Raw genomic sequence first — 18,722 nt, forward strand, 5'->3', positions numbered from 1 at the left:
CGTCGGATCGGCCGAAATCTTGTCGCCGACAACAAGGTTGCGACGGCAAATCACTCTCCGACGTGCAGTGACGATCCGGCAGGCCGGGCAATAGATTCGAGCGGCGGCCCGATATGGCGGCCGTCACATCGGATTCGCGATGTGAGTTGGGAAACATGTTGCGGTGCCAGGCTATTCGACACCATGCCGCAGCACTCGACGGCAAAGGTTGTGAGCGGAATGTTTGCGAAGAAGCGCAGTCGGCGAATTCGTGCGGTCGCCCGGTACGGGGGAATCGGGGCCGCGATGATGCTGATCGCGATGTCCGGCACCGGCTTCGCCGCAGCGGATCCGTCTGCGGCGGAAACCGATTCCGCCGCAACACGACTCGCGGCCGAACTGGACCAGGGCCTGGCCGCGACGCAGGACGGCAGGCAGCCGAGGGCGATCGTCGACACCGGCAGCGCCGCGACCAGCCGGGCGTCCGACGCCATCGGCGAGGGACCCGAGGTGTCGGCCTACCTGGCGGCCTTCGGTTACGGCCTGACCCATCCCGACGCCGCGCCGCCGGGCGCGAACCGCTGGGACTGCAAGCCGAGCGCCGAACATCCCCGCCCCGTCGTGCTGCTGCACGGCACCTGGCTCAACGCCTACGACTCGTTCGCCTACCTTTCGCCGCGATTGGCGCGCGCCGGATACTGCGTCTTCGCGGTCAATTACGGCCGCTCGGGCCTGTTGGAGGGCGGCGGGATCGGGCCGATCCTGCCGGGCCGCAACGGAGTCGGCCGGATCGAGGATTCGGCGCGCCAGGTCGGCGGCTTCATCGACCGCGTGCTGGCGTCCACCGGCGCGGACGCGGTGGATATCGTCGCGCACTCCCAGGGTGGCACGGTGGCCGATCAGTATCTGAAATTCGAAGGTGGACAAGGGAAAGTGGGCAAGCTGATCAGCTTCGGCGCGACCTTCCACGGCACCACGCTCGACGGTATCGCCACGCTCGGCAGGCTCATCAACAACCTGGGCGTCGATGTCATGGGCTTCTACCAACCCGTCATCGGCTACGCGAATGTGCAGCAGGCGGTGGGCTCGGAGTTCTACTCGCGCTTGAATGCCTTGGGCGACACTGTTTCCGGCGTCGACTACACCTCGGTCGCCTCCCGTTTCGACGAGGTGATGAACCCGTACGAGTGGACCTTCCTGCAGGCCGGTCCCGGCGCGACCGTGGACAACGTCACCTTGCAGGACGGGTGCGGGCAGGATATGTCCGACCATTTGACGATCATGTACTCGCCGCGAGCGGCATCGATCACGCTGCACGCCCTGGACCCGGCGGCGTATCCGGCCCTGGACTGCGCCTTCAACCCGTGGTTCGTCGGCGGTGGCGGGAGCATCTGACGACAGGTTTGTCGCTGCACGGAGCGGAGAACCTGGAACGGGTGAATTGGCTTCGGTGACAATTCCTTTCGCGATGGAGGCCGCGTTGACTCGAAATATGGGCACAGCATCCGAGGTGGCGCCGGTCCCGCCGGTCGAGGAAATCGCGTCCAGGCGGCCGCAATTGCCGGAGTTCGACCCCTTCTACTACCCGCCGGAGGGCATCCGGCACTTGCCACCGGGTGCGACGATTCGCGTCCGCCGGGTGCGGGTGGCGCTGTTCGGCCTTGTCGCGCAGCGAATTCCGGCCTGGCAGCTGCTCTACCGCACCTGTGATCTGCACGGTGTGCCCGAGGTATCGGTGACGACGGTACTGTTGCCGCCCGGTGCGGATCCGGCCGAACCGCGACCGCTGGTCTCGTTCCAGTGTGCGATCGATGCCGTTGCGTCCAAATGCTTTCCGTCGTACGCGCTGCGTCGCGGTGCGCGGGCGCTCGGTTCGATCCCGCAGCTGGAGCTGCCGCTGATCGCCAGTGCGCTGGCCCGCGGCTGGGCCGTCTCGGTGCCCGATCACGGCGGGATCGGCGGGCGGTTCGGGGTGCCGAGGGAACCCGGATATCGGGCGCTGGACGGGATCAGGGCCTGCCTGAACTTCGCGCCGCTCGGCCTGAGCGCGACGACATCCGTTGCGCTGTGGGGTTATTCGGGCGGCGGCCTGGCCACGGCGTGGGCGGCGGAGATGGCCGACGAGTACGCGCCGGAACTGCGGATCGTCGGCGCGGTCGCCGCGTCGCCGGTGGGGGATCCGGCCGCGGCATTCGTACGGATGAACGGGACGATGTTCGCCGGGTTCGCCGCGGTGTTCACCGCGGGGCTGCGCAAGGCGTATCCGGATCTGGACCGCCTGCTGACGGAATCGCTCGACATGCGATACCTGACCTGGCTGCGGGATATCGAATCGGCCGCGACCTTTCCGCTGCTGTACCGATTCGCGCGCCGGGATATCAACCGGTACAGCAGTTCCGGGCTGGCCGCGCTGTTGGCCGAACCGGGCATGTGCACCATCCTCGACGATATCCGGCCCGGTGGTTGCGCGCCGAGTATGCCGATGCTCGTCTTGCAGGGGGTGTACGACGAGGTGATCGCCGTCGCCGATGTGGACGCGCACGTCGAGCGGTACCGGGCCGCGGGCGCGCGGGTCCGGTATCTGCGGGACCGGCTCAGCACCCACCTGCTGCTGCAATACCTGGGGCTGCCGGTGATGGTGGATTGGCTCGCCGACCGCTTCGCCGGGCGCCCGCCCGCGCCGCACGGCACCGAGACGGTCTGGTCGGTGACGTTCGGCAGGCGGGCATTGCTCGGGCAGCTGCGGTTCGCCGGGTTGCTCGCCCGCATGCTGTTCGGGCGGACGATCCGGGTCTCGCGGCCATAAAGCTACTGAGTGTGGGCGTAAATTTGACCGGTTGATCACCGCGATCTGATCGACCTCGCTCGGGTTAACCCGTGGTTTCCGTCACTGAAATCCAGGTGTCGCGAATTCTTCATCTACTATCGATCTCAGTAGATGACGGCGCTCTAGGCAGCGCCGTCGGAGCGGCGGCGACTCCGCGCCCGAGCGCGGGTCCGTGCCGCTGTCGACGAAAACGAGGCAAAGGGGCCCCATGACGCGACGATTTCCCCGACCCATAACCGCCACACCACCGCACCCCCGATCCGGCTCGATCCGGACGGCGACCCGCGCCGCCGCGGTCGCGCTGCTGCTCGGCGCGCTCACCGCGGGCACGGTCGCCGCCGCGGGCATCTCCGTCGCCGAATCGTCGGCACGGTCTCATACCTCGAGCACCGATCCGGGGCTCACGGATTGGAGTGCGCACCTGAGCGACCCGATGGGCGTCAACCACGTCGACTCGAACCCGCTGCTCCAACAGGAGCATCGAAATACACTGCGCGACTACCACATTCGGGAGAACCAGCGACCGCGGGCCGACATGCTCACGACGAATCCGAACGCGGACAAGACCTGGACGGCCAATCCGCGCCCGGATGGCGGCGCTTGGACGGTGTGCCCGGCGCTCGCCACCTGGTGCTGACCCGCCGCGGCGAAAATCCCTGTCCCGAAGAACGATCAGGAGTAGATGACGATGAAGTCACTTGCGGTCGCCGCGATCGGCGTCGGCATGCTCGGCTTGGCCGATGGCATCGCGGTCGCCGAGCCGGACCCGAAATCCGCTGCCGCGAACTGCCTTTGGGCGGGGGCCGGTTACGGCCAGGGCACCACCGTGCGCGCGGGCGGCTGGAACTTCCGCTGCGGCATCGATAACGGCGGCCCGTACTGGTTCCAGGGTGAACGGGCGACCGGTGCGAGTACTGTCCCCAATCCGGGCGCGCGCAGCAATCCCGCCGGGGTTTTCAGCCCGGGCGCGCGTCAACCGGGCACCGCCTACACCGACTATTGCGTCGGTGGCCAGCTGATCGCGGGTACCGAGGACGTGTATCAGGCCGTGGCCCATGGCAATTCGATCTACTGGAAGGCCGCGGCGCCCATCGGGCAGTGGACGTTCGACTCCGCCGCCGAACGTCCCGAGCCGACCTGGCGCACCGGGAGCCTGTGCTACGAGGGCAACCTCACCTGAGTCGAATGCCCGCTCCGGCAGGTGATTCGGTGAGATCCGCCGGATAGATCATCCGGGCGGGCGGGTTGGCGGTGCGCCGGGCGAGCGGGTAGTAGATCGCGGCCGTCACGACGATGCCGACGATCCAGGAGATATCCGCGCCGCCGAGCAGATCGGTGACCGGCCCGGTGTACAACTTCTGCGCCAGGAACGGGATCTGCGCCAGGATGCCGACGACATAGCAGGCCAGGGCGATGTAATTCCAGCGCCCGTAGCGCGCGTTCGGGTCGTAAAGCGCTGGGATGTCGAAGCGTTCGCGGGAGATCAGGTAGTAGTCGATCAGGTTTATCGCGCTCCACGGGGTGAACACGGTCAGCAGCACCAGCACGAAATTCTTGAAGTTGTCGAGGAAGTCGGCGCTGGCGGCCAATGCGATGAGCACGGATACGGCGGTGAACCCGACGATGTACGCGGTGCGGGCCGCGGTGCCGATGCGGGACCGGCCGGTGAACGCGGTGACCGAGGTGAGCATGGACATGAAACCGCCATATGCGTTTAGGCAGTTGATGGTCAGCTTGCCGACCACGATCACCAGGTAGATCAGCAGCGCCAGCGTCGCGGGGCCCGCCAGGTCGCCGATGAACCCGACCTGGTTGCCGAGGAATTTCTTTCCGGCGACCGCCGCCACTAGCGCGCCGAGCGACATCGCCCACTGCGATCCGACCACGCTGCCCGCGAAGGTCGCCCAGAACGTGGCCCGCTCGCTGGTCGAGCGCGGCAGGTAGCGCGAATAGTCGGCGACGTACGGCCCGAACGTGAGTTGCCAACCGGCGCCGAGGGATACGGCCAGCACGAAGGTGACCGCGTCGAAGGATTTCGCGCCGACCACCGCGCTCACGTCGTATTCGACGAACAGCCGGATGGTGAGGTAGGTGAAGCCGAGGATGCCGATCACCGTCGCGATCCGGCCGACGACGTGGATCAGGCGATAGCCGGTGACCGCGACAATCGCGGTGAGCGCGCCGAATACGACGATGCCGACGGTCGCGTTATCGATGTGCAGGATCTTGTTCACCGCCTGCCCGGCCAGCACGGTGCCCGTCGCGGCGAAGCCGAGATACATCACGACGACGAGCAGCAGCGGTATTACCGCGCCGAGTACGCCGAATTGTGCCCGGCTGGAGATCATTTGGGGCAGGCCGAGGCGCGGCCCCTGCGCCGAGTGCAGCGCCATCACGATGCCGCCGAGGACATTGCCGATGAGCAGGCCGATGATCGCCCACAGCGCGTCGGCGCCGAAGACCACCGCGAGTGCGCCGTCGACGATGGCGGTGATCTGCATATTCGCCCCGAACCAGAGGGTGAACTGGCTGCGCGGGGTGCCGTGGCGCTCGGCGTCGGGAATGACCTCGATGGTGCGGCGTTCGATGGTGTGGCCCGCGTCGGGCTCGTTGTGCGGCACGGTTTCCGCCTTCCGTCGAGAGAAGAGCAGCTACGGAAGTGCGGTTTCGGGAGAGCCCGGCTTTGCGCCCTCGCTTGTGCTCCGGGTCACTGGAACAACCCAAATGCATAGTCCTGTATATACAAGTCGCTGTCAACCGCTAATCTCGACAGGCGGCACGAGACAGGCGAGAGGCGGTTGCCATGGACCGATGCGCCAGCGATGCGGACCTGGCCGAGCTGTTCGCGGCCGCGGGCCCGGAATCGACGCCCGCGTACGAGCGGATCAAAAGGCTGATCCGCACCCAGATCGGTGCCGGGCGCTGGCTCCCCGGCGATCAGCTGCCCTCCGAACCGCAAATGGTGCGCGCGCTCGGCATCTCCCGGATGACCATCAACCGCGCCTTCCGCGAGCTGACCGCCGCGGGCGTCGTGGTGCGGAATATGGGTGTCGGAACGTTCGTCGCACCCGCGAAGGTGACCTCACCGCTGTTCGAGGTGCGCAATATCGCCGACGAGATCCAGCGGCGCGGCCACCGGCACCGCACCGAGGTGGTGTTTCTGCGCAGCGAATCCGCCGATGCCGCACAGTGGCCCACAGATCGCGTATTCCATTCGCTGCTGGTGCATTTCGACGACGAGTCACCCATTCAGCTGGAGGACCGATTGGTGAATCCCGAAGCTGCGCCCGGCTATTTGGACCAGGACTTCACCGCGATCACCCCGAACCGGTACCTCAGCGAGGTCGCGCCGCTGGTCCGCGGCGAGCATGTGGTGGAGGCCGTACAGGGCAGCGCCGAAGAGTGTGCGCTGCTGCGCATCCGGCGCACCGAGCCGTGCCTGCTGATTTGCCGCCGCACCTGGTCTGCGGCGGCACTGGTGAGCTCGGCGCGGCTGCTGCACCCGGGTTCGCGCAGCAGGCTGGAGGGCGCGTTCGAGGTGTGAACCCGGCAATTCGGGCCGCAAACTTGTTCCGCTCTGGCACAGTTGGCGGATGGGCCGATCGCTGGCCGTCGTCTGCACGGCGCTGCTCGTATTCCTGACCGCATGCACGGCTGCCGAGCCCCCCGGTGGCAGCCCCTGGGCCGAATTACCGCTGCCCGCAAAGGATGCGCGGATATTGGCGTTCACGCCGATTGCCGGTGGCCTGCTCGTGCTCGGCTCGGTGCCGGGGCCGGATGGTAGGGCACCCGCCGCGTGGACCACATCGAACGGTCACGAATGGCGTTCGGTCGCGGTGGAACCGCACAGCCCCTATGCCTTTCAGACGGAGCTGATCTCCGCCGGAGTCGGTGATCGAATCACGGTGCTGGGCCAGGCCTTCGGCGGTGCGCACAGCAATCCGCGCATGACGGTATGGGGCGGCGACACCACGAAACTCGTCGAATTCCCGCAGGCCTTCGAGCTTTTCGGGGGACCGCACTCGATCGCGGTGAGCGCCGCGGCCGCGCTCGGCGGCACGGGGGTGCTGGTGGGCCAGTGGGATGGCAGCAGCCACCGGTACGGCGCGGCGGTGTGGACCTCGCCCGACAACGCGAACTGGCAGCGCTCGGCCGACGATCCCGCGCTGTCCTCGGCAGTGGGTGAGCAGACGGCCGCGGTGGGGGTGACCACCGGACCGCCCGGCTTCCTCGTAGTCGGAAACACCCAGCGCAACGGCGAATTCGAGCCACTGGCCTGGACATCGCGGGATGGTGCGAGCTGGCAGCGGATCGCGCTCCAGGGCTCCGGCGCGGTCGCGCAGCGGGCTGGTTGTAACCCTGACCGCTGTGTACTGCTCGGTCAGACGTTAGGGGACCGGCCGCATGCGCTCTGTTGGCCGACAACGGATTCGGCTCCGGTATCCGGGTTGGACGGTGCCGGCCTTGATATTTCGCAGGTACTGATGTCGGACTCGCGCCATTGGCTACCGATCGGGCCGGTTCTGGCCGTTATTCGGATCGACGGCACCGCTCACCTGGCCTTGATGAACTATGACTGCACCCATTGGGACGACATCCGCCTTCCGGTGCGGGCCGCCGAGGCCAGAATCGGTGCGCTGCAGGGCAATGGGGTGCAGGGCGGTGCGGTGCTGCTGGCGACAACGGATCAGGCCGCGAGCCGACTGTGGATCCAGTATCCGCCGACCGAGTAGACCGTCCGACAGCCCGCCCGGACGCGTTGCACTGCGCAAAAACGCATCCGGGCCGGTGCATCGGGCTCAGTCGAACCAGCCATCCATCCGCAGCGCGGTGGACATACTCCCGCGAATCCCCATCCGGCCGGTGGCCAGCAGCTGTAAACCACTGGCCTGCCTGGTGATGACGCGCAGGAAGGAGACATCGTCGATGGTGACCGTGACATCGGGCGGCAGACCCGCCGGACCCGTTGTCGCGGTGCATGTCCCATGCGAGACGTGCATATCCCAGATATCCGGGGCCGCGCCGATCTGCCAGCGCAGCACCGAGTCCACCCGTTTGGTCTTGCGGACATTGACGCTGGCGCACCAGAGTTCGAATATCCGCTCCAGGATCGCCTGGCGTTGCGCCGGATCGACCATCAGCTCGGTCAGTTCGTCATCGGATGCCTTGGCCACGAATTCGACGAATTCGGCTTCCGTTGTCTCGGGGCTCATTTCACCTCCCTGAGGGTGACGCGCGCCGCCTGCCGCGGCGTGCGTATCTCGTCGAGCCAGCGCGCGCCGATCGGCCCGACCACCCGCTGATAGGCGGGCCCGAGCAGGCGGTGCGCCAGTTCGAGCAGCCAGGCGTCGCGGCCGATGAGCACGCGGCCGCGTTCCGCGCGGACACCGGCGAGGATGGTCCGCGCGGCCGAAACCGCCGAAACGCCTGGGTCTTTGTCGAACGACGCCACCAGCGCGTCGACATCGATATCGCGCGCGGCGGTCGAATTCCGGACGATGCCCGTCTTCACCCCGCCGGGTATCACGCAGGTGACCTTGACCGGCCGGTGCTGCTCGCGCAACTCCATCCGCAGCGCCTCGGTGAACCCGCGCACCGCGAATTTCGATGCGGTATAGGCGCTTTGACCCGGAAACCCGACCAGTCCGAAGACGCTGGAGACGTTGACGACATGTCCGGCGCCGGAGGCGATCAGGTGCGGCAGGAACGCCTTGGTCCCGTTGACGACACCCCAGAAGTTCACCCGCAGCACACGTTCGAAATCGTCGAGATCCGACTCCTCGACCGATCCGGTGAATGTGGTGCCCGCATTGTTGAACACCACGTGCACCGCATCGAACCGGGACCGAATCTCATTGGCGTAGGCGAACATTCGATTCCGGTCACCGACATCGATGACGTCGCCGTGCACCTGTGCGTCCAATGCCCGCACTTGGCGCACCGTTTCGGTCAGGCCCGGCTGGTCGATATCGGACAGCGCCAGCCGCGCGCCGGACGCGGCCAGCTGTCTGGCCAGCGCCTGCCCGATGCCCGAGCCCGCACCGGTGACCACCACCGTCTTACCGAGGAATTCGGTCATCGCATCGCCCTGTCTATCTCGGCCAGCGGCGGTGCGCTGATCCTGGCCCCGCGGGCCGGCGCGAAGGCGACGTGCTTGGAGCTGGCCGCCTCCGGTTTACGCCGGTCGGTGGTGATGGCGCGGCGCGAGAGCAACACCCGCAGCACCTCGACGGCCTCCATCATCGCGAAATTCGCCCCGACGCAGCGGCGTGCGCCGCCGCCGAACGGAATCCAGGTGGACGGCGGAATCTCCGGGCCCAGAAAGCGTTCCGGCCGGAATTCGTCCGGCGCCGGATGATTGGCCGGATCGTTCTGCACGATGCCGATCATCGGCATCAGCGTCGCGCCCTTGGGCAGCCGGAATCCGGCCAACTCGACATCCTCGGTCAGTGTCCAGGTGACCTCGAAGATCACCGGATGCTGCCGCAGCGATTCCTTCACCACCGCATCGAGATACGCGGTGTCGTCGGTGAGCGCGGCCCTGGTCGCCTCCTTGGCCACCCGCGGGTTGCGCGCCAATTCGTGCAGCGCCCAAGCCAATCCGGTGGCCGTCGTCTCGTGACCGGCGATCAGCAGCGTGATCACCTGATCGCGAATCTCCTTGGGGCTCAGCCGATCATCGCCCTCGCCCGCGACGAGCAGGCGGGAGAGCACATCGTCGCGCTGTGCGAGATCCGGTACGCCGCGGCGTTCCTCGATCGTCGCGTAGATCAGCACGTCGATGCTGTGCAGCAGCTCCAGCGCGCGCCGCCACGGACCGTATCGGCGCGCGGCGGGCACGTTGAGGCCCATCAGCACGGCCAGGTCCATGCTGAGCAACTTGCCGAGCTGCGCGCGCAACTCGTCGAAGATCCGCCCATCGGCCATGCCGAAGGTGACCCGCGACATGATGTCGAGGGTGAGCTCGCGCATCCGGTCATGGCTTTCGAAAGTCGTTGCCAGCGGCCAGGTGTCGACCTCTTTCTCGGTGAGCTCCTGCACCGTTTCCAGATAGCCGCGCACCGCGGTCTTGCCGAACAGCGGCGCCATCAGCCTGCGCAGCCGCCGGTGTTCGGCACCGTCGGCCATGAACACCGACTGCTCGCCCATCACCGGCGACATCACCCGATTGCCTTCTCCGGCATTGAATCTCGACGGCGGCGAGGTGAACATCGCCCCGATGTGCGCGGGATCGTAGAGCAGGATCACCTTGCGCCACGGGTAGATATCGAGCGCGATCACGTCACCGTACTTCTCCCGCAGGCTCTTCGCCCACAGATGCCGCCACCAGGTGAAGATCGCGGTCTGCACCGGCCACGGCAGCCACGGCCCCGGCGGGGCGACCAGACCGCGGCCGCCCCCCGGTTCGATTCGTTCCATCAACATATTTCGCTCCGTGCCTCAGGCCAGGAACAGCCCGTGCTCTTCCATCTCACCGACACACTTGGCGAAGGCCTCCGCGATGTGATCGAGGTCGGCCGAGGTGTGCGCGGCGTTCAGGAAGAGTCCGTGCAGTTCCGGGAAGTACACGCCGTGCGGGCGCATGTAGTAGGCGAGCGCGATACTCGCTTTGATGTTGGTGCCGGCGATCTTGTCCCGCACCAGCTTCGGCGACGCGTAGTCGAAGGCGATGTTGAACATCGAATGCGAACCCTTGATCTTGCAGGCGATACCGCGCTCGTCGGTGGTCGCCTTCAGGTCGGCGATCAGCCTGCGGGTGTTCGCGTCCAGCTCCGCGTAGATTTCGGTATGGCCGCCAAGGTATTCCAGCACCGCGAGCCCGGCGGCGGTGGTGATCGAATTACCGCTCATGGTGCCGCCGACGAAGGCGCGCTCGTCGATATCGGTGAACGGGTCGCCGGTGGTCCGGCCGCGCTCCATCACCTCGGGCCGCCCGACCACCGCACCGCACGGCAGCCCGCCGCCGATGATCTTGCCGAGGCAGGTCAGATCCGGCCGCACGCCCGCAAGATGTTGTGCCCCACCGAAATGCACCCGGAATCCGGTGACGACCTCGTCGTAGATCAGCACGATGCCGTTGGCGGTGCAGACATCGCGCAGCTGCTGCAGGAACACCGCGTCGTATTCGAGGGTGGCGCCCGGCATCGGCTCGATGATCACCGCGGCCAATTCGTCCGCGTGCTTGGCGATGGTCTCGAACGCCGACGGGTGCCCGTACTGCAACAGCACGGTGCGATCGGTGACGGCCCGCTGCGCGCCCGCCGAATTGATCGGCCGCGGCTTGTATTTCTCGCCGCTGAACACGAACCACGAACTGACCGTGCCCTGATCGGTGAAGCCGTGGTAGTGGCCCTCGAATTTGGCGATCCGGTCGCGACGGGTGTGCGCCCGCGCCAGCCGCAGCGCGACCTGCACCGATTCGGTGCCGGAGTTGCAGAGGATGACGTTGGTCAGCGGGTCGAACGCGTCCGAAATCAGTTCCGCCAGATCGAGTTCCCCGCGGTTGCCCATCGCGTTGACCGCGCCCTTGGCCGCCGCCTTCTGAATCGCCTCCACCGCGACCTCGGGTGCGTAGCCGAGGATATGCGGTCCGTAACCGCAAGAGAGGTCGATGTATTCGTTGCCGTCGATATCGCGGACCTTGGAACCCTTTGCCTCCTCGATGATCATCGGGAACTGGCTCGGGAATACGTAGCGGTCCAAGTGCGTCGGCGCGATGAGCGCGCGCTCCGGATTGTCCTTGATCGCGATGGAGGCCGGGCTCATCGACCCGATCTCCTCCTCGAAGCGGGCCGCGAGGTCCTCGCTCATGTAGGGGGAGTAGCGGTCGTTGAAGCGGCGCGCGTTGGCCCAGATGTCGATCTGCGGGTCGACGACGGATACGAAACCCTCACCGGTTAGGAAGGCCAGCGAGAGCAGGGTGAACCGGGTGGTCGGCCGGGCGCCGTACTTGTTCAACAGCGCGATGGCGTCGTCGAAGAACGACATCGTCGACCACTTGTCGGTCTGCTCGAGGAAGTACAGCCGCAGGATCCCCGCCATATCCTCGGCGTAGGCGTCCCAGTGCTTGTCGAGGTCGCCGCGCTCCTCGAGGAAGGCGTTGGTGAACCGCAGCACGGCCTTGTCCCACTCCTCGCGGGTGCAGGCGAAGTAGAACCCGGCCAGCGCCCACTTGTCGTCCTCGTTCAGCTCGCCGACCAGGCCGAAGTCGAGCAGTACGATCTCGCCGCCCTCGCGGAACATGACATTGCCCGGATGCGGGTCGACGTGGAAGAGGCCGTGGAAGTAGGCCATGGTGTCGAAGGCGTCCTGCATGCGGCGGGCCAGATCCGGGCGCAGTTCCGGCGAGATCAGGTCGACGTCCTCACCGGAGATGCCGTCGATGTACTCCATCACCAGCACCCGGTCGGTGGAGAACTCCTCGAGCACCCGCGGCACCCGCAGGTACGGATGCGAGCTGAAGTTCTCCGCGATGGCGCGCTGCCGCTTGGCCTCCGCCCGCATATCGCACTGCCCGGTGACGAACGGCCGCAGCTCGTTGAAATTCGCTGGGCCGTCGAGCTTTCGGACCGCGGGAATGAGCGCGTGCGCGGTGTTCAGCAGCGCGCCGAGCACCGTGGCGCTGGCCTGAAGTCGTTCCGCCACACCGCGTTTGACCACCTTGATGGCGACGGTCTCACCGGATTTGAGCACCGCGCGGTGCACCTGGGCCACCGAACCGACCGCGACCGGCTGCCAATCGAAGTGTGCGAAAAGCTGATTCACCGGTGCGCGCAGCTGGGTGCGCAGCGTCTCCTCCAGATCCTTGCGGCTCATCGGCGGCAGGTTGGAGAAGAAGGAGCGGAATTCCTCGGTGGCGTCGCGGGGGAGCAGGCCGGTCTGGGTGCCGAGCACCTGTCCGGCCTTGATGTAGAGCGGGCCCATGTTGAGCAGGTAGCCGCGCAGCAGTTTCGCCGCGGTGACCTGGCCGGTCTCGCCCTTCTTACGGGCGCCGCTGAGCGCGTAGCGCGCGCCGTAGAATCCGGTCCACCAGAGCAGCCTGCCCGCTTCGACGGCGGCGAGGCCCGGCTTGGTCAGCGCGTCGGATAGTTTCCGCGAATCATTGGACATTGTCGTCTATCTCCTGAAAGTTCAAGCGGTTCAAGGGAGTCGGTAGGGGGCGCAGCCTGCGACGGAATGACCGTCGGCGGCCAGGAACAGCGCGTGTTCCGCGGTGCCGGGCGCGTCCTCGTCGAGCCAGGCGCGGTAGGCGAAGGGCAATGCCGCGCTGTGCGGGTTGCCCGGGGTTTCCGGGGTGAAGTAGCGATCGATACCGACAGCGGCGGCAACGGATTTGGCGAAACCGGGCCGGGGCTCGGCGGACAGCAGCACGGTGCGTGCCGGATCGATCCGCTCCTCGGTCAAGCAGCGCTGCGCCGCATCGATCGCGATCTCGAGCCCGCGCTCCAGCGCCGACTCCTCGGGCGGGATCACCATCACCGTGCTGCGGCCCTCGGTGCCCATCGCGGTGAGCGGGATGAAGCCCACCGGGCGTTGCGGCGCAACGGATCTCGCGCGGTACACCCGGCCGAAGCCGGATTCGTCCGTGCTCGGCTTCACCAGCACGGCCGCCGCTGCGGGCAGATAGGGGAAGTAGACGTCCTGCGGGGTGGTGCGGGCCGGATGCCCGTCGCCGGAGACGATGACGCCGACTCCCGCATCCTTGGCGCCGAACGTCGCGGTGGTCACCTCGATGGCGTCCAGGAATCCGCACGGGCCGTTCATCAGGTCGAAGGACAGCGCGGGCGCCGGCTGGCCGACATAGGACAGGTTGATGCCCGCGTGCTTCTGGATCAGCGCCGAGATGGCCGGCTCCATCAGGTTGTCGTCGCGGTATATGCCGGTGTTCACCAGCAGATCCACCTCGCTCGGGTCGACACCGGCCCTGGCCAGGCACTGGCGCACGGCCAGCGTCGAGCGGTCGATCGAGCCGAGCGCGTCGGATTCCGGGACGACGGCCGAGGCGAATATGGATATGCGCATGATCAGCTCCTCAGTGCGGAGACTCGCAGGGACATGTGGCCGTAGACCATCCCGGACGCGGACGGGATGACCAGAATTTTCGAACCCGGCGCGATGGTGCCCCGTTTCAAATGTTCGTGCAGTGCCACGAAATGGGAGGTCGACGCCGTATTGCCGAAGTCCTCCATGACGGTGAGGCTGGTCGGCGCGGGCACGCCGGACTCCCGTTCCAGCAGCGCGTTGATATAGTCCAGCGCCCGGCTGCTGAATTGGTGATGGAGTATGAAGTCGAATTTCTCTTCTTCTATCTTCGTGCCCCGGGCACGCAGGTAATCGAGATACCAGCGAATTCCCTGCAAATAACGTTCCTCGGTGTGCATCGACTTGTTGTCGGTATACATCGCGACGCCCTCGGTTTTATCGCTGGGTTTGCCGAGGCAGAATTCCGCGTAACCGGACGAGGTCATCAGGTCGACGTAATCGATGACATCGGCGTCATCGGTCGCGGTATCGATCACCACGCTCGCGCCCGCGTCGCCGACGCTGAGCGAGGCGAACTGCGGGTCGTACTGCTCGGTGATCTCCCGCACCGCGGTCTCGGCGATGGGGGTGATCTGCTCACCGCTCACCACCATCCCGGTGCGGGCAAGGCCCTGGCGAATCATCCGGTCCAGCACCATGACCCCGGTGACCATGCCCGCGCAGGCATTGCCGATATCGAAGGTCGCCGCGTTTTTCGCGCCGATACCGTCGGCGATCAGGCCGGAGAAGGCGGGTTCGATGCTGAACCGGTCCGGACCCCTGCGGCGGGTTATCGAGGTCGAGATCAATACGTCGAGATCCTCGGCGCGGTACCTGGATCGGGTCAGTGCATCCTCGGCGGCGCGGGTGGCCAGCACGAAAGAATCCTCGTAGCCGTCGGCGGAACGGTCGTAGACCCGGCGCTGCCGGACGCCGGTGAGGGCCTCGATCGGCGGCGCGGCGCGGGTCTCGATTTTGTCCAGGAGTTCGGCGGTCGAGACCGAGGTTGCCGGAAGATAGGTTCCGATCGATTCGATCCTGGTGTTCTTTTCTTTTACCGATGGCATCAGCGCAGCTCCATTCCAGGCTTTTCGATGGCCTTCTGGGCAATCGTTCAACAGGCCCGCGAGAACAGTCAACTTTCGATGTGACAAAAGTCCTTTTCGTGGTTTTATCGATGGGCATGCAAAAATACCGTGCCGACCAATGAGAATTTATGGTCCGCGCACGGCGAATTACCGGATCGCGACGATATTCTCCGCGTCGGACCGGAAAAATTACCGAGAGGCGCGGCCGATCATGGATCGGTCGCGCCATCGATTAACTGAGCAAGTTATTCCTATGAGCCTGCGGCCGGCGCGATCGCGCTGAGCCGAGCCTCCAGCCGATCACCGATCATGGCCGCGAAACCCTGCCAGCTCTGTGCGTTCTGGCGGGCCATCTCGTGGATCAGGTTCAGGCAGTGCTCAGGCAATTGTCCTGCCAGCTCTACGGATTCGGCCTTGCTGCGCGGTGCGGCGTCGAGCCAGCGCAGCACCTGACGCCCGGTCTCGGACAGGCGCAGCGACGGGTCGCGACGCAGCCGATCAATGAGCGAGGTGGCCGCAGCATCCGCATCGGATTCGGCGCGCGCCCGGCTCGGGTGGTGCGCGCCGGCGCGCCGCTGATCCCCAGATCGGGACGTGCTGGTCTCGCGAAGTCGGCGAACCCGTCCGTCGCGGCCCAACCGGGTAGGCGTTTGGGGAATTTCCCCAGCCGCGCGGCGGCGGATGGCGCCGACGGTCTTGTGATCGAGCCCGGTCACCACGCCGATCCTGCGGTCCGACCACGCCGGGTACATCAGCATGATCCGCAGCGAGGCGACCTTGCGGTCGCGCAGCGAGAGCGGCAGTCCGTGCGCGATATTCGACTGGACCGCGAGCACGAACGCCGCCTCCGCGCTGCCCTCGAAGAAGCGCACCGGAATCGCGCGCAGTCCCTTGGATTTCGCGGCCTGCAATCGGTGCAGGCCGTCGATGACGTGCATGGTGTCGCGGTGGACGACGATCGGCGGCAGTGGTCCATCGGTTTGCGCGAGCAGTTCCGCGTGACCGCTGTCCACCGCGCGTACCCGCAGAAACTCGCTGCTTTCGACCGCATCAATGGGAACCTCCACCACCTCGTCGGAGATTCCGTTCACGGTAATCGGAACGGTGTTGCCGATCGCTTGACGATAATCGACGACACCAGCATTTTCCCGCCCCGCCGGTTGCCGTCCTCCGGTACCGGCTGACTGTCCATTCATGCTGAATCACCCCTGCGCGGGCGCGCGCTAGCCATTTCGCCACACGCCCCAGTCGTATCTCATCGAGAGATCGAAAAGACCGAGCTCAAGCACAACGTGGGCACCCCAGTGGGCCGAACCGCTCGTCACTCGCTGTCGTGAAGAATTATTGCATGTTGATTACGGCGACGCCAGGAAACGTGCACAAACGTGACAGTCAGCTCAGGATATGCGAAAAGCGCTGGACAACGAACCGTTCCGTATGTGAACAAGATCACACATGCTCGGATTTCCGTTTCAGCAAGACGACTTTTCGGTTAACGGTTCCACTTGGCAAGAAGAATCCTTTTCTCCGCCATTGTGGTAGCCACCAATTCCATGGGCCGAACAGCCGCAGCAGCGCCGGCACGAGCACCAGCCGGACCAAGACCGCGTCGATCGCGACCGCGACCGCGAGGGAGAAGCCGATCTGCTTGTCCTCCAACACATGTGCGGTCACGAAGCTGCCGAAGACGACGACCATGATGGCGGCGGCGGTGCTGATCGGTCGCGCCGTGTGGGACAGTCCGGCGGCGACGGCGCGCTCGTTGTCCCGGTCCATGTCCCATATTTCCTTTATGCGCCCGATGAGAAAAACTTCGTAATCCATCGACAGTCCGAAGAGCGTCGCGAAAACAACGGTCGGCAGGAATACCTGGATGAATCCGCGGCTGTGGAAATCGAATAGAGATTCGCCGAGACCCCATTGAAATACCGCGACGGTCGTGCCCATGGCCGCGGCGATGGCGATCAAATTCATCACAATCGCCTCGATGGGCAGCAGCGCGCTCCGGAAAACAATGATCAGGAATATCAGTGACATCGCCAAAACGAGTCCGAATACCAGTGGCGTTTTATCGGTGATTTCCGCGCCGAAGTCGACGTATTCGGCGGTCGCGCCGCCGATCCGTAGCGTCGGCCCGTCGTTCTCGGCGACCTTCCGCGCATCGGCGCGCAGTGATTTCACCAGATTCGTGGCGTCCGGGGAATCGAATGCCGGTCGCAGGATGACGGTGGCCACCGTGCGCCCGTCGGCGGTTTCCGGCAGCACCTGGGCGATGCGCGGGTCCGTTGACAATTTGTTGAAGAACGCCTGTGCGCGCTGTGCCTGATCGGCGTTCAGCGGGCCGGTGTCGGCGGTGGTCGCGACGATTTGCAGCGGCGCGAGCAGGCCGCTCGCGAATTTCTGCTCGATCACCTGGGTCGCCTTACCCGACGGCTGCTGGGACAGTGCCTGCACGCCCGCGTCCAGGCCGAACTTCACCCCCGTCAGCGGCAGTGCGAGCACGGCGAGCGCGGCCGTAGCGGCCAGGGCGAAGACCACCGGCCGCCGCATGATGCCGTGCGCCCAGCGCTCCCAGCCGCCGCGGGATTTCCCGTCGCGGGTATCGGGCGGTTGGAAGGCGGCGGGCAGCGAACCCGCGTTGACTCTGTTGCCGAGCGCCGAGAGCACCGCGGGCAGCAGCGTCATCGAGACGAGTAGCGAGGCGGCCACCGCGGCGGCGACTCCGCCCGCGACGGCGCGGAAAATCGGCACCCGCACCACGAACAGCGCGCCGAGCGAGATCATCACGATCAGCCCGGAGGCGAGGATATTGCGGCCCGTCGTATCGATGGTCACCGCGACGGCGTGTGTGATCTTCGTGCGCTTGTCCGCTATCTCGCTGTGCGCCAACTCTTCTCGGAATCGGCTCACCAGGAACATGGAATAGTCGATGCCGACGCCGGTGCCGATCATGGTGGCGACCGCGAGCACCAGGGTGTCGAAGTGCAACAGCGTGGACAGCAGGAAGATCAGCCCGTACGCGCCCGCGATACCGGCCACCGCGACGCCGACCGGCACCACCGCCGCGACCACCGCGCCCATCGCGAGCACGAGCAGCAGCAGCGCGACGGGCATGCCGATGGATTCGGCCTTGGTCGTATCCTCGACGCCCACCTCGATCTGATCGTTCTGCTGCGGGGAGTGCCCGGTGAGTCCGACGTAGATCATGCTGGAGCTGTATTTGTGCAATTTCGAGGTCAGCTCCTCGGCGATCTCGCCGCGGCGCGTCTCGTTGCCGTCGAGGCTGACGATGGCGATGGCGGAGCTGTGATCGTCGGCGAGCAGGTTCATCGGCGCGCCGTCGAGCGGCCCGATCGCGTCCGAAACCCCGTGTGTGGTGCGGACCGCGGTGAGCACCCTGGTGATCAGCTCGCGATATTCCGGCGTTTCGACCGCGCGGCCGTGCCCGTCGAAGACGATGACGTCCTGCTCGGCGCCGATACTCGGGAAGTGATCGGTCAGAATCGTGCGCGCGGCCGCCGATTCCGCCGAATCGACGGTGAAATCCGGTGCCCGCAGCCGGTTTTCGAGAATGGGAACGCAGATCGCGCAGGCCACCAGCAGCACCGCCCAAATACCAAGCGCCACACGCCAATGTGCCGCGACGAAGGCGCCCCACCGATAACCGAAGCCCAGCCGGCGTGCCGATTCGGCCCGCTCCAGTACCGAATCCAGTTGTGCCATCGCACATCTCCCGCCTGAAAGCGACTCCCAGCTGTCCGCGAGTCTACGAGCGGTTCGCGGAATCCTGCAAGTCACTTTCTGTT

General features: G+C 66.1%; 15 protein-coding genes. 6 read left to right on the forward strand and 9 right to left on the reverse strand.

The window, feature by feature from the left end:
- Window positions 1-219: 219 nt before the first annotated feature.
- From F5544_RS08385 to F5544_RS08400, 4 genes are all read left to right on the forward strand, one after another.
- Window positions 220-1,374, forward strand: a complete 1,155-nt coding sequence (locus F5544_RS08385; protein ID WP_238847154.1) for an esterase/lipase family protein — start codon at window positions 220-222, stop codon at window positions 1,372-1,374.
- Window positions 1,375-1,471: 97 nt separating this feature from the next.
- Entirely contained in the window at window positions 1,472-2,785 is a 1,314-nt protein-coding gene (locus tag F5544_RS08390) for a lipase family protein (RefSeq protein ID WP_167472654.1), read from the forward strand.
- 229 nt (window positions 2,786-3,014) lie between these two features.
- Window positions 3,015-3,443, forward strand: a complete 429-nt coding sequence (locus tag F5544_RS08395) for a hypothetical protein (protein ID WP_167472655.1) — start codon at window positions 3,015-3,017, stop codon at window positions 3,441-3,443.
- Window positions 3,444-3,494: 51 nt separating this feature from the next.
- Entirely contained in the window at window positions 3,495-3,986 is a 492-nt protein-coding gene (locus F5544_RS08400; protein WP_167472656.1) for a hypothetical protein, read from the forward strand.
- On the opposite strand, the gene F5544_RS08405 is transcribed toward F5544_RS08400, so the two are convergent.
- Entirely contained in the window at window positions 3,979-5,427 is a 1,449-nt protein-coding gene (locus F5544_RS08405; protein ID WP_167472657.1) for a purine-cytosine permease family protein, read from the reverse strand. The genes F5544_RS08400 and F5544_RS08405 overlap by 8 nt on opposite strands.
- A 182-nt stretch (window positions 5,428-5,609) precedes the next feature.
- On the opposite strand from F5544_RS08405, the gene hutC reads away from it, so the two are divergent.
- Window positions 5,610-6,350: a histidine utilization repressor gene (hutC, locus tag F5544_RS08410; RefSeq protein WP_167472658.1), complete on the forward strand. Its 741-nt coding sequence runs from the start codon at window positions 5,610-5,612 to the stop codon at window positions 6,348-6,350.
- A 49-nt stretch (window positions 6,351-6,399) separates the two neighbouring features.
- The gene (locus F5544_RS08415) at window positions 6,400-7,539 is read left to right on the forward strand and encodes a hypothetical protein (RefSeq protein WP_167472659.1); all 1,140 of its coding nucleotides are present in this window, start codon (window positions 6,400-6,402) and stop codon (window positions 7,537-7,539) included.
- Between the two features lie 66 nt (window positions 7,540-7,605).
- Here F5544_RS08415 and F5544_RS08420 read toward each other — a convergent pair whose 3' ends face one another.
- The 8 genes from F5544_RS08420 to F5544_RS08455 form a co-directional block, all read right to left on the reverse strand.
- On the reverse strand, window positions 7,606-8,019 hold the full coding sequence (locus F5544_RS08420; protein ID WP_167472660.1) for an SCP2 sterol-binding domain-containing protein: 414 nt from the start codon (window positions 8,017-8,019) through the stop codon (window positions 7,606-7,608).
- Entirely contained in the window at window positions 8,016-8,885 is an 870-nt protein-coding gene (locus F5544_RS08425; protein WP_167472661.1) for an SDR family NAD(P)-dependent oxidoreductase, read from the reverse strand. The genes F5544_RS08420 and F5544_RS08425 overlap by 4 nt, the downstream gene beginning before the upstream one ends.
- On the reverse strand, window positions 8,882-10,231 hold the full coding sequence (locus tag F5544_RS08430) for a cytochrome P450 (RefSeq protein ID WP_167472662.1): 1,350 nt from the start codon (window positions 10,229-10,231) through the stop codon (window positions 8,882-8,884). Before F5544_RS08430 ends, F5544_RS08425 begins: the two co-directional genes overlap by 4 nt.
- A 15-nt stretch (window positions 10,232-10,246) precedes the next feature.
- Entirely contained in the window at window positions 10,247-12,916 is a 2,670-nt protein-coding gene (locus F5544_RS08435) for an aminotransferase class III-fold pyridoxal phosphate-dependent enzyme (protein ID WP_167472663.1), read from the reverse strand.
- A 30-nt stretch (window positions 12,917-12,946) separates the two neighbouring features.
- The gene (locus F5544_RS08440) at window positions 12,947-13,828 is read right to left on the reverse strand and encodes a hypothetical protein (RefSeq protein ID WP_167472664.1); all 882 of its coding nucleotides are present in this window, start codon (window positions 13,826-13,828) and stop codon (window positions 12,947-12,949) included.
- A gap of 2 nt (window positions 13,829-13,830) precedes the next feature.
- Window positions 13,831-14,895, reverse strand: a complete 1,065-nt coding sequence (locus tag F5544_RS08445; RefSeq protein ID WP_167472665.1) for a 3-oxoacyl-ACP synthase III family protein — start codon at window positions 14,893-14,895, stop codon at window positions 13,831-13,833.
- Window positions 14,896-15,167: 272 nt separating this feature from the next.
- On the reverse strand, window positions 15,168-16,007 hold the full coding sequence (locus F5544_RS08450; protein WP_167472666.1) for a ParB/RepB/Spo0J family partition protein: 840 nt from the start codon (window positions 16,005-16,007) through the stop codon (window positions 15,168-15,170).
- Between the two features lie 358 nt (window positions 16,008-16,365).
- Window positions 16,366-18,639: an MMPL family transporter gene (locus F5544_RS08455; RefSeq protein ID WP_167472667.1), complete on the reverse strand. Its 2,274-nt coding sequence runs from the start codon at window positions 18,637-18,639 to the stop codon at window positions 16,366-16,368.
- Window positions 18,640-18,722: the final 83 nt, after the last annotated feature.

Origin of the sequence: Nocardia arthritidis (assembly GCF_011801145.1) — a bacterium.
Classification (GTDB): Bacteria; Actinomycetota; Actinomycetes; order Mycobacteriales; family Mycobacteriaceae; genus Nocardia; species Nocardia arthritidis_A.

Excerpts from the sequence above, each read along its gene's own strand:
- F5544_RS08440 (WP_167472664.1), bottom strand. The coding sequence starts at position 13,828 with ATGCGCATATCCATATTCGCCTCGGCCGTCGTCCCGGAATCCGACGCG.
- F5544_RS08435 (WP_167472663.1), bottom strand. The coding sequence starts at position 12,916 with ATGTCCAATGATTCGCGGAAACTATCCGACGCGCTGACCAAGCCGGGC.
- F5544_RS08390 (WP_167472654.1), top strand. The coding sequence starts at position 1,472 with ATGGGCACAGCATCCGAGGTGGCGCCGGTCCCGCCGGTCGAGGAAATC.
- F5544_RS08455 (WP_167472667.1), bottom strand. The coding sequence starts at position 18,639 with ATGGCACAACTGGATTCGGTACTGGAGCGGGCCGAATCGGCACGCCGG.
- F5544_RS08430 (WP_167472662.1), bottom strand. The coding sequence starts at position 10,231 with ATGTTGATGGAACGAATCGAACCGGGGGGCGGCCGCGGTCTGGTCGCC.
- F5544_RS08395 (WP_167472655.1), top strand. The coding sequence starts at position 3,015 with ATGACGCGACGATTTCCCCGACCCATAACCGCCACACCACCGCACCCC.
- F5544_RS08415 (WP_167472659.1), top strand. The coding sequence starts at position 6,400 with ATGGGCCGATCGCTGGCCGTCGTCTGCACGGCGCTGCTCGTATTCCTG.
- F5544_RS08425 (WP_167472661.1), bottom strand. The coding sequence starts at position 8,885 with ATGACCGAATTCCTCGGTAAGACGGTGGTGGTCACCGGTGCGGGCTCG.
- F5544_RS08400 (WP_167472656.1), top strand. The coding sequence starts at position 3,495 with ATGAAGTCACTTGCGGTCGCCGCGATCGGCGTCGGCATGCTCGGCTTG.
- F5544_RS08445 (WP_167472665.1), bottom strand. The coding sequence starts at position 14,895 with ATGCCATCGGTAAAAGAAAAGAACACCAGGATCGAATCGATCGGAACC.
- F5544_RS08385 (WP_238847154.1), top strand. The coding sequence starts at position 220 with ATGTTTGCGAAGAAGCGCAGTCGGCGAATTCGTGCGGTCGCCCGGTAC.
- F5544_RS08420 (WP_167472660.1), bottom strand. The coding sequence starts at position 8,019 with ATGAGCCCCGAGACAACGGAAGCCGAATTCGTCGAATTCGTGGCCAAG.
- hutC (WP_167472658.1), top strand. The coding sequence starts at position 5,610 with ATGGACCGATGCGCCAGCGATGCGGACCTGGCCGAGCTGTTCGCGGCC.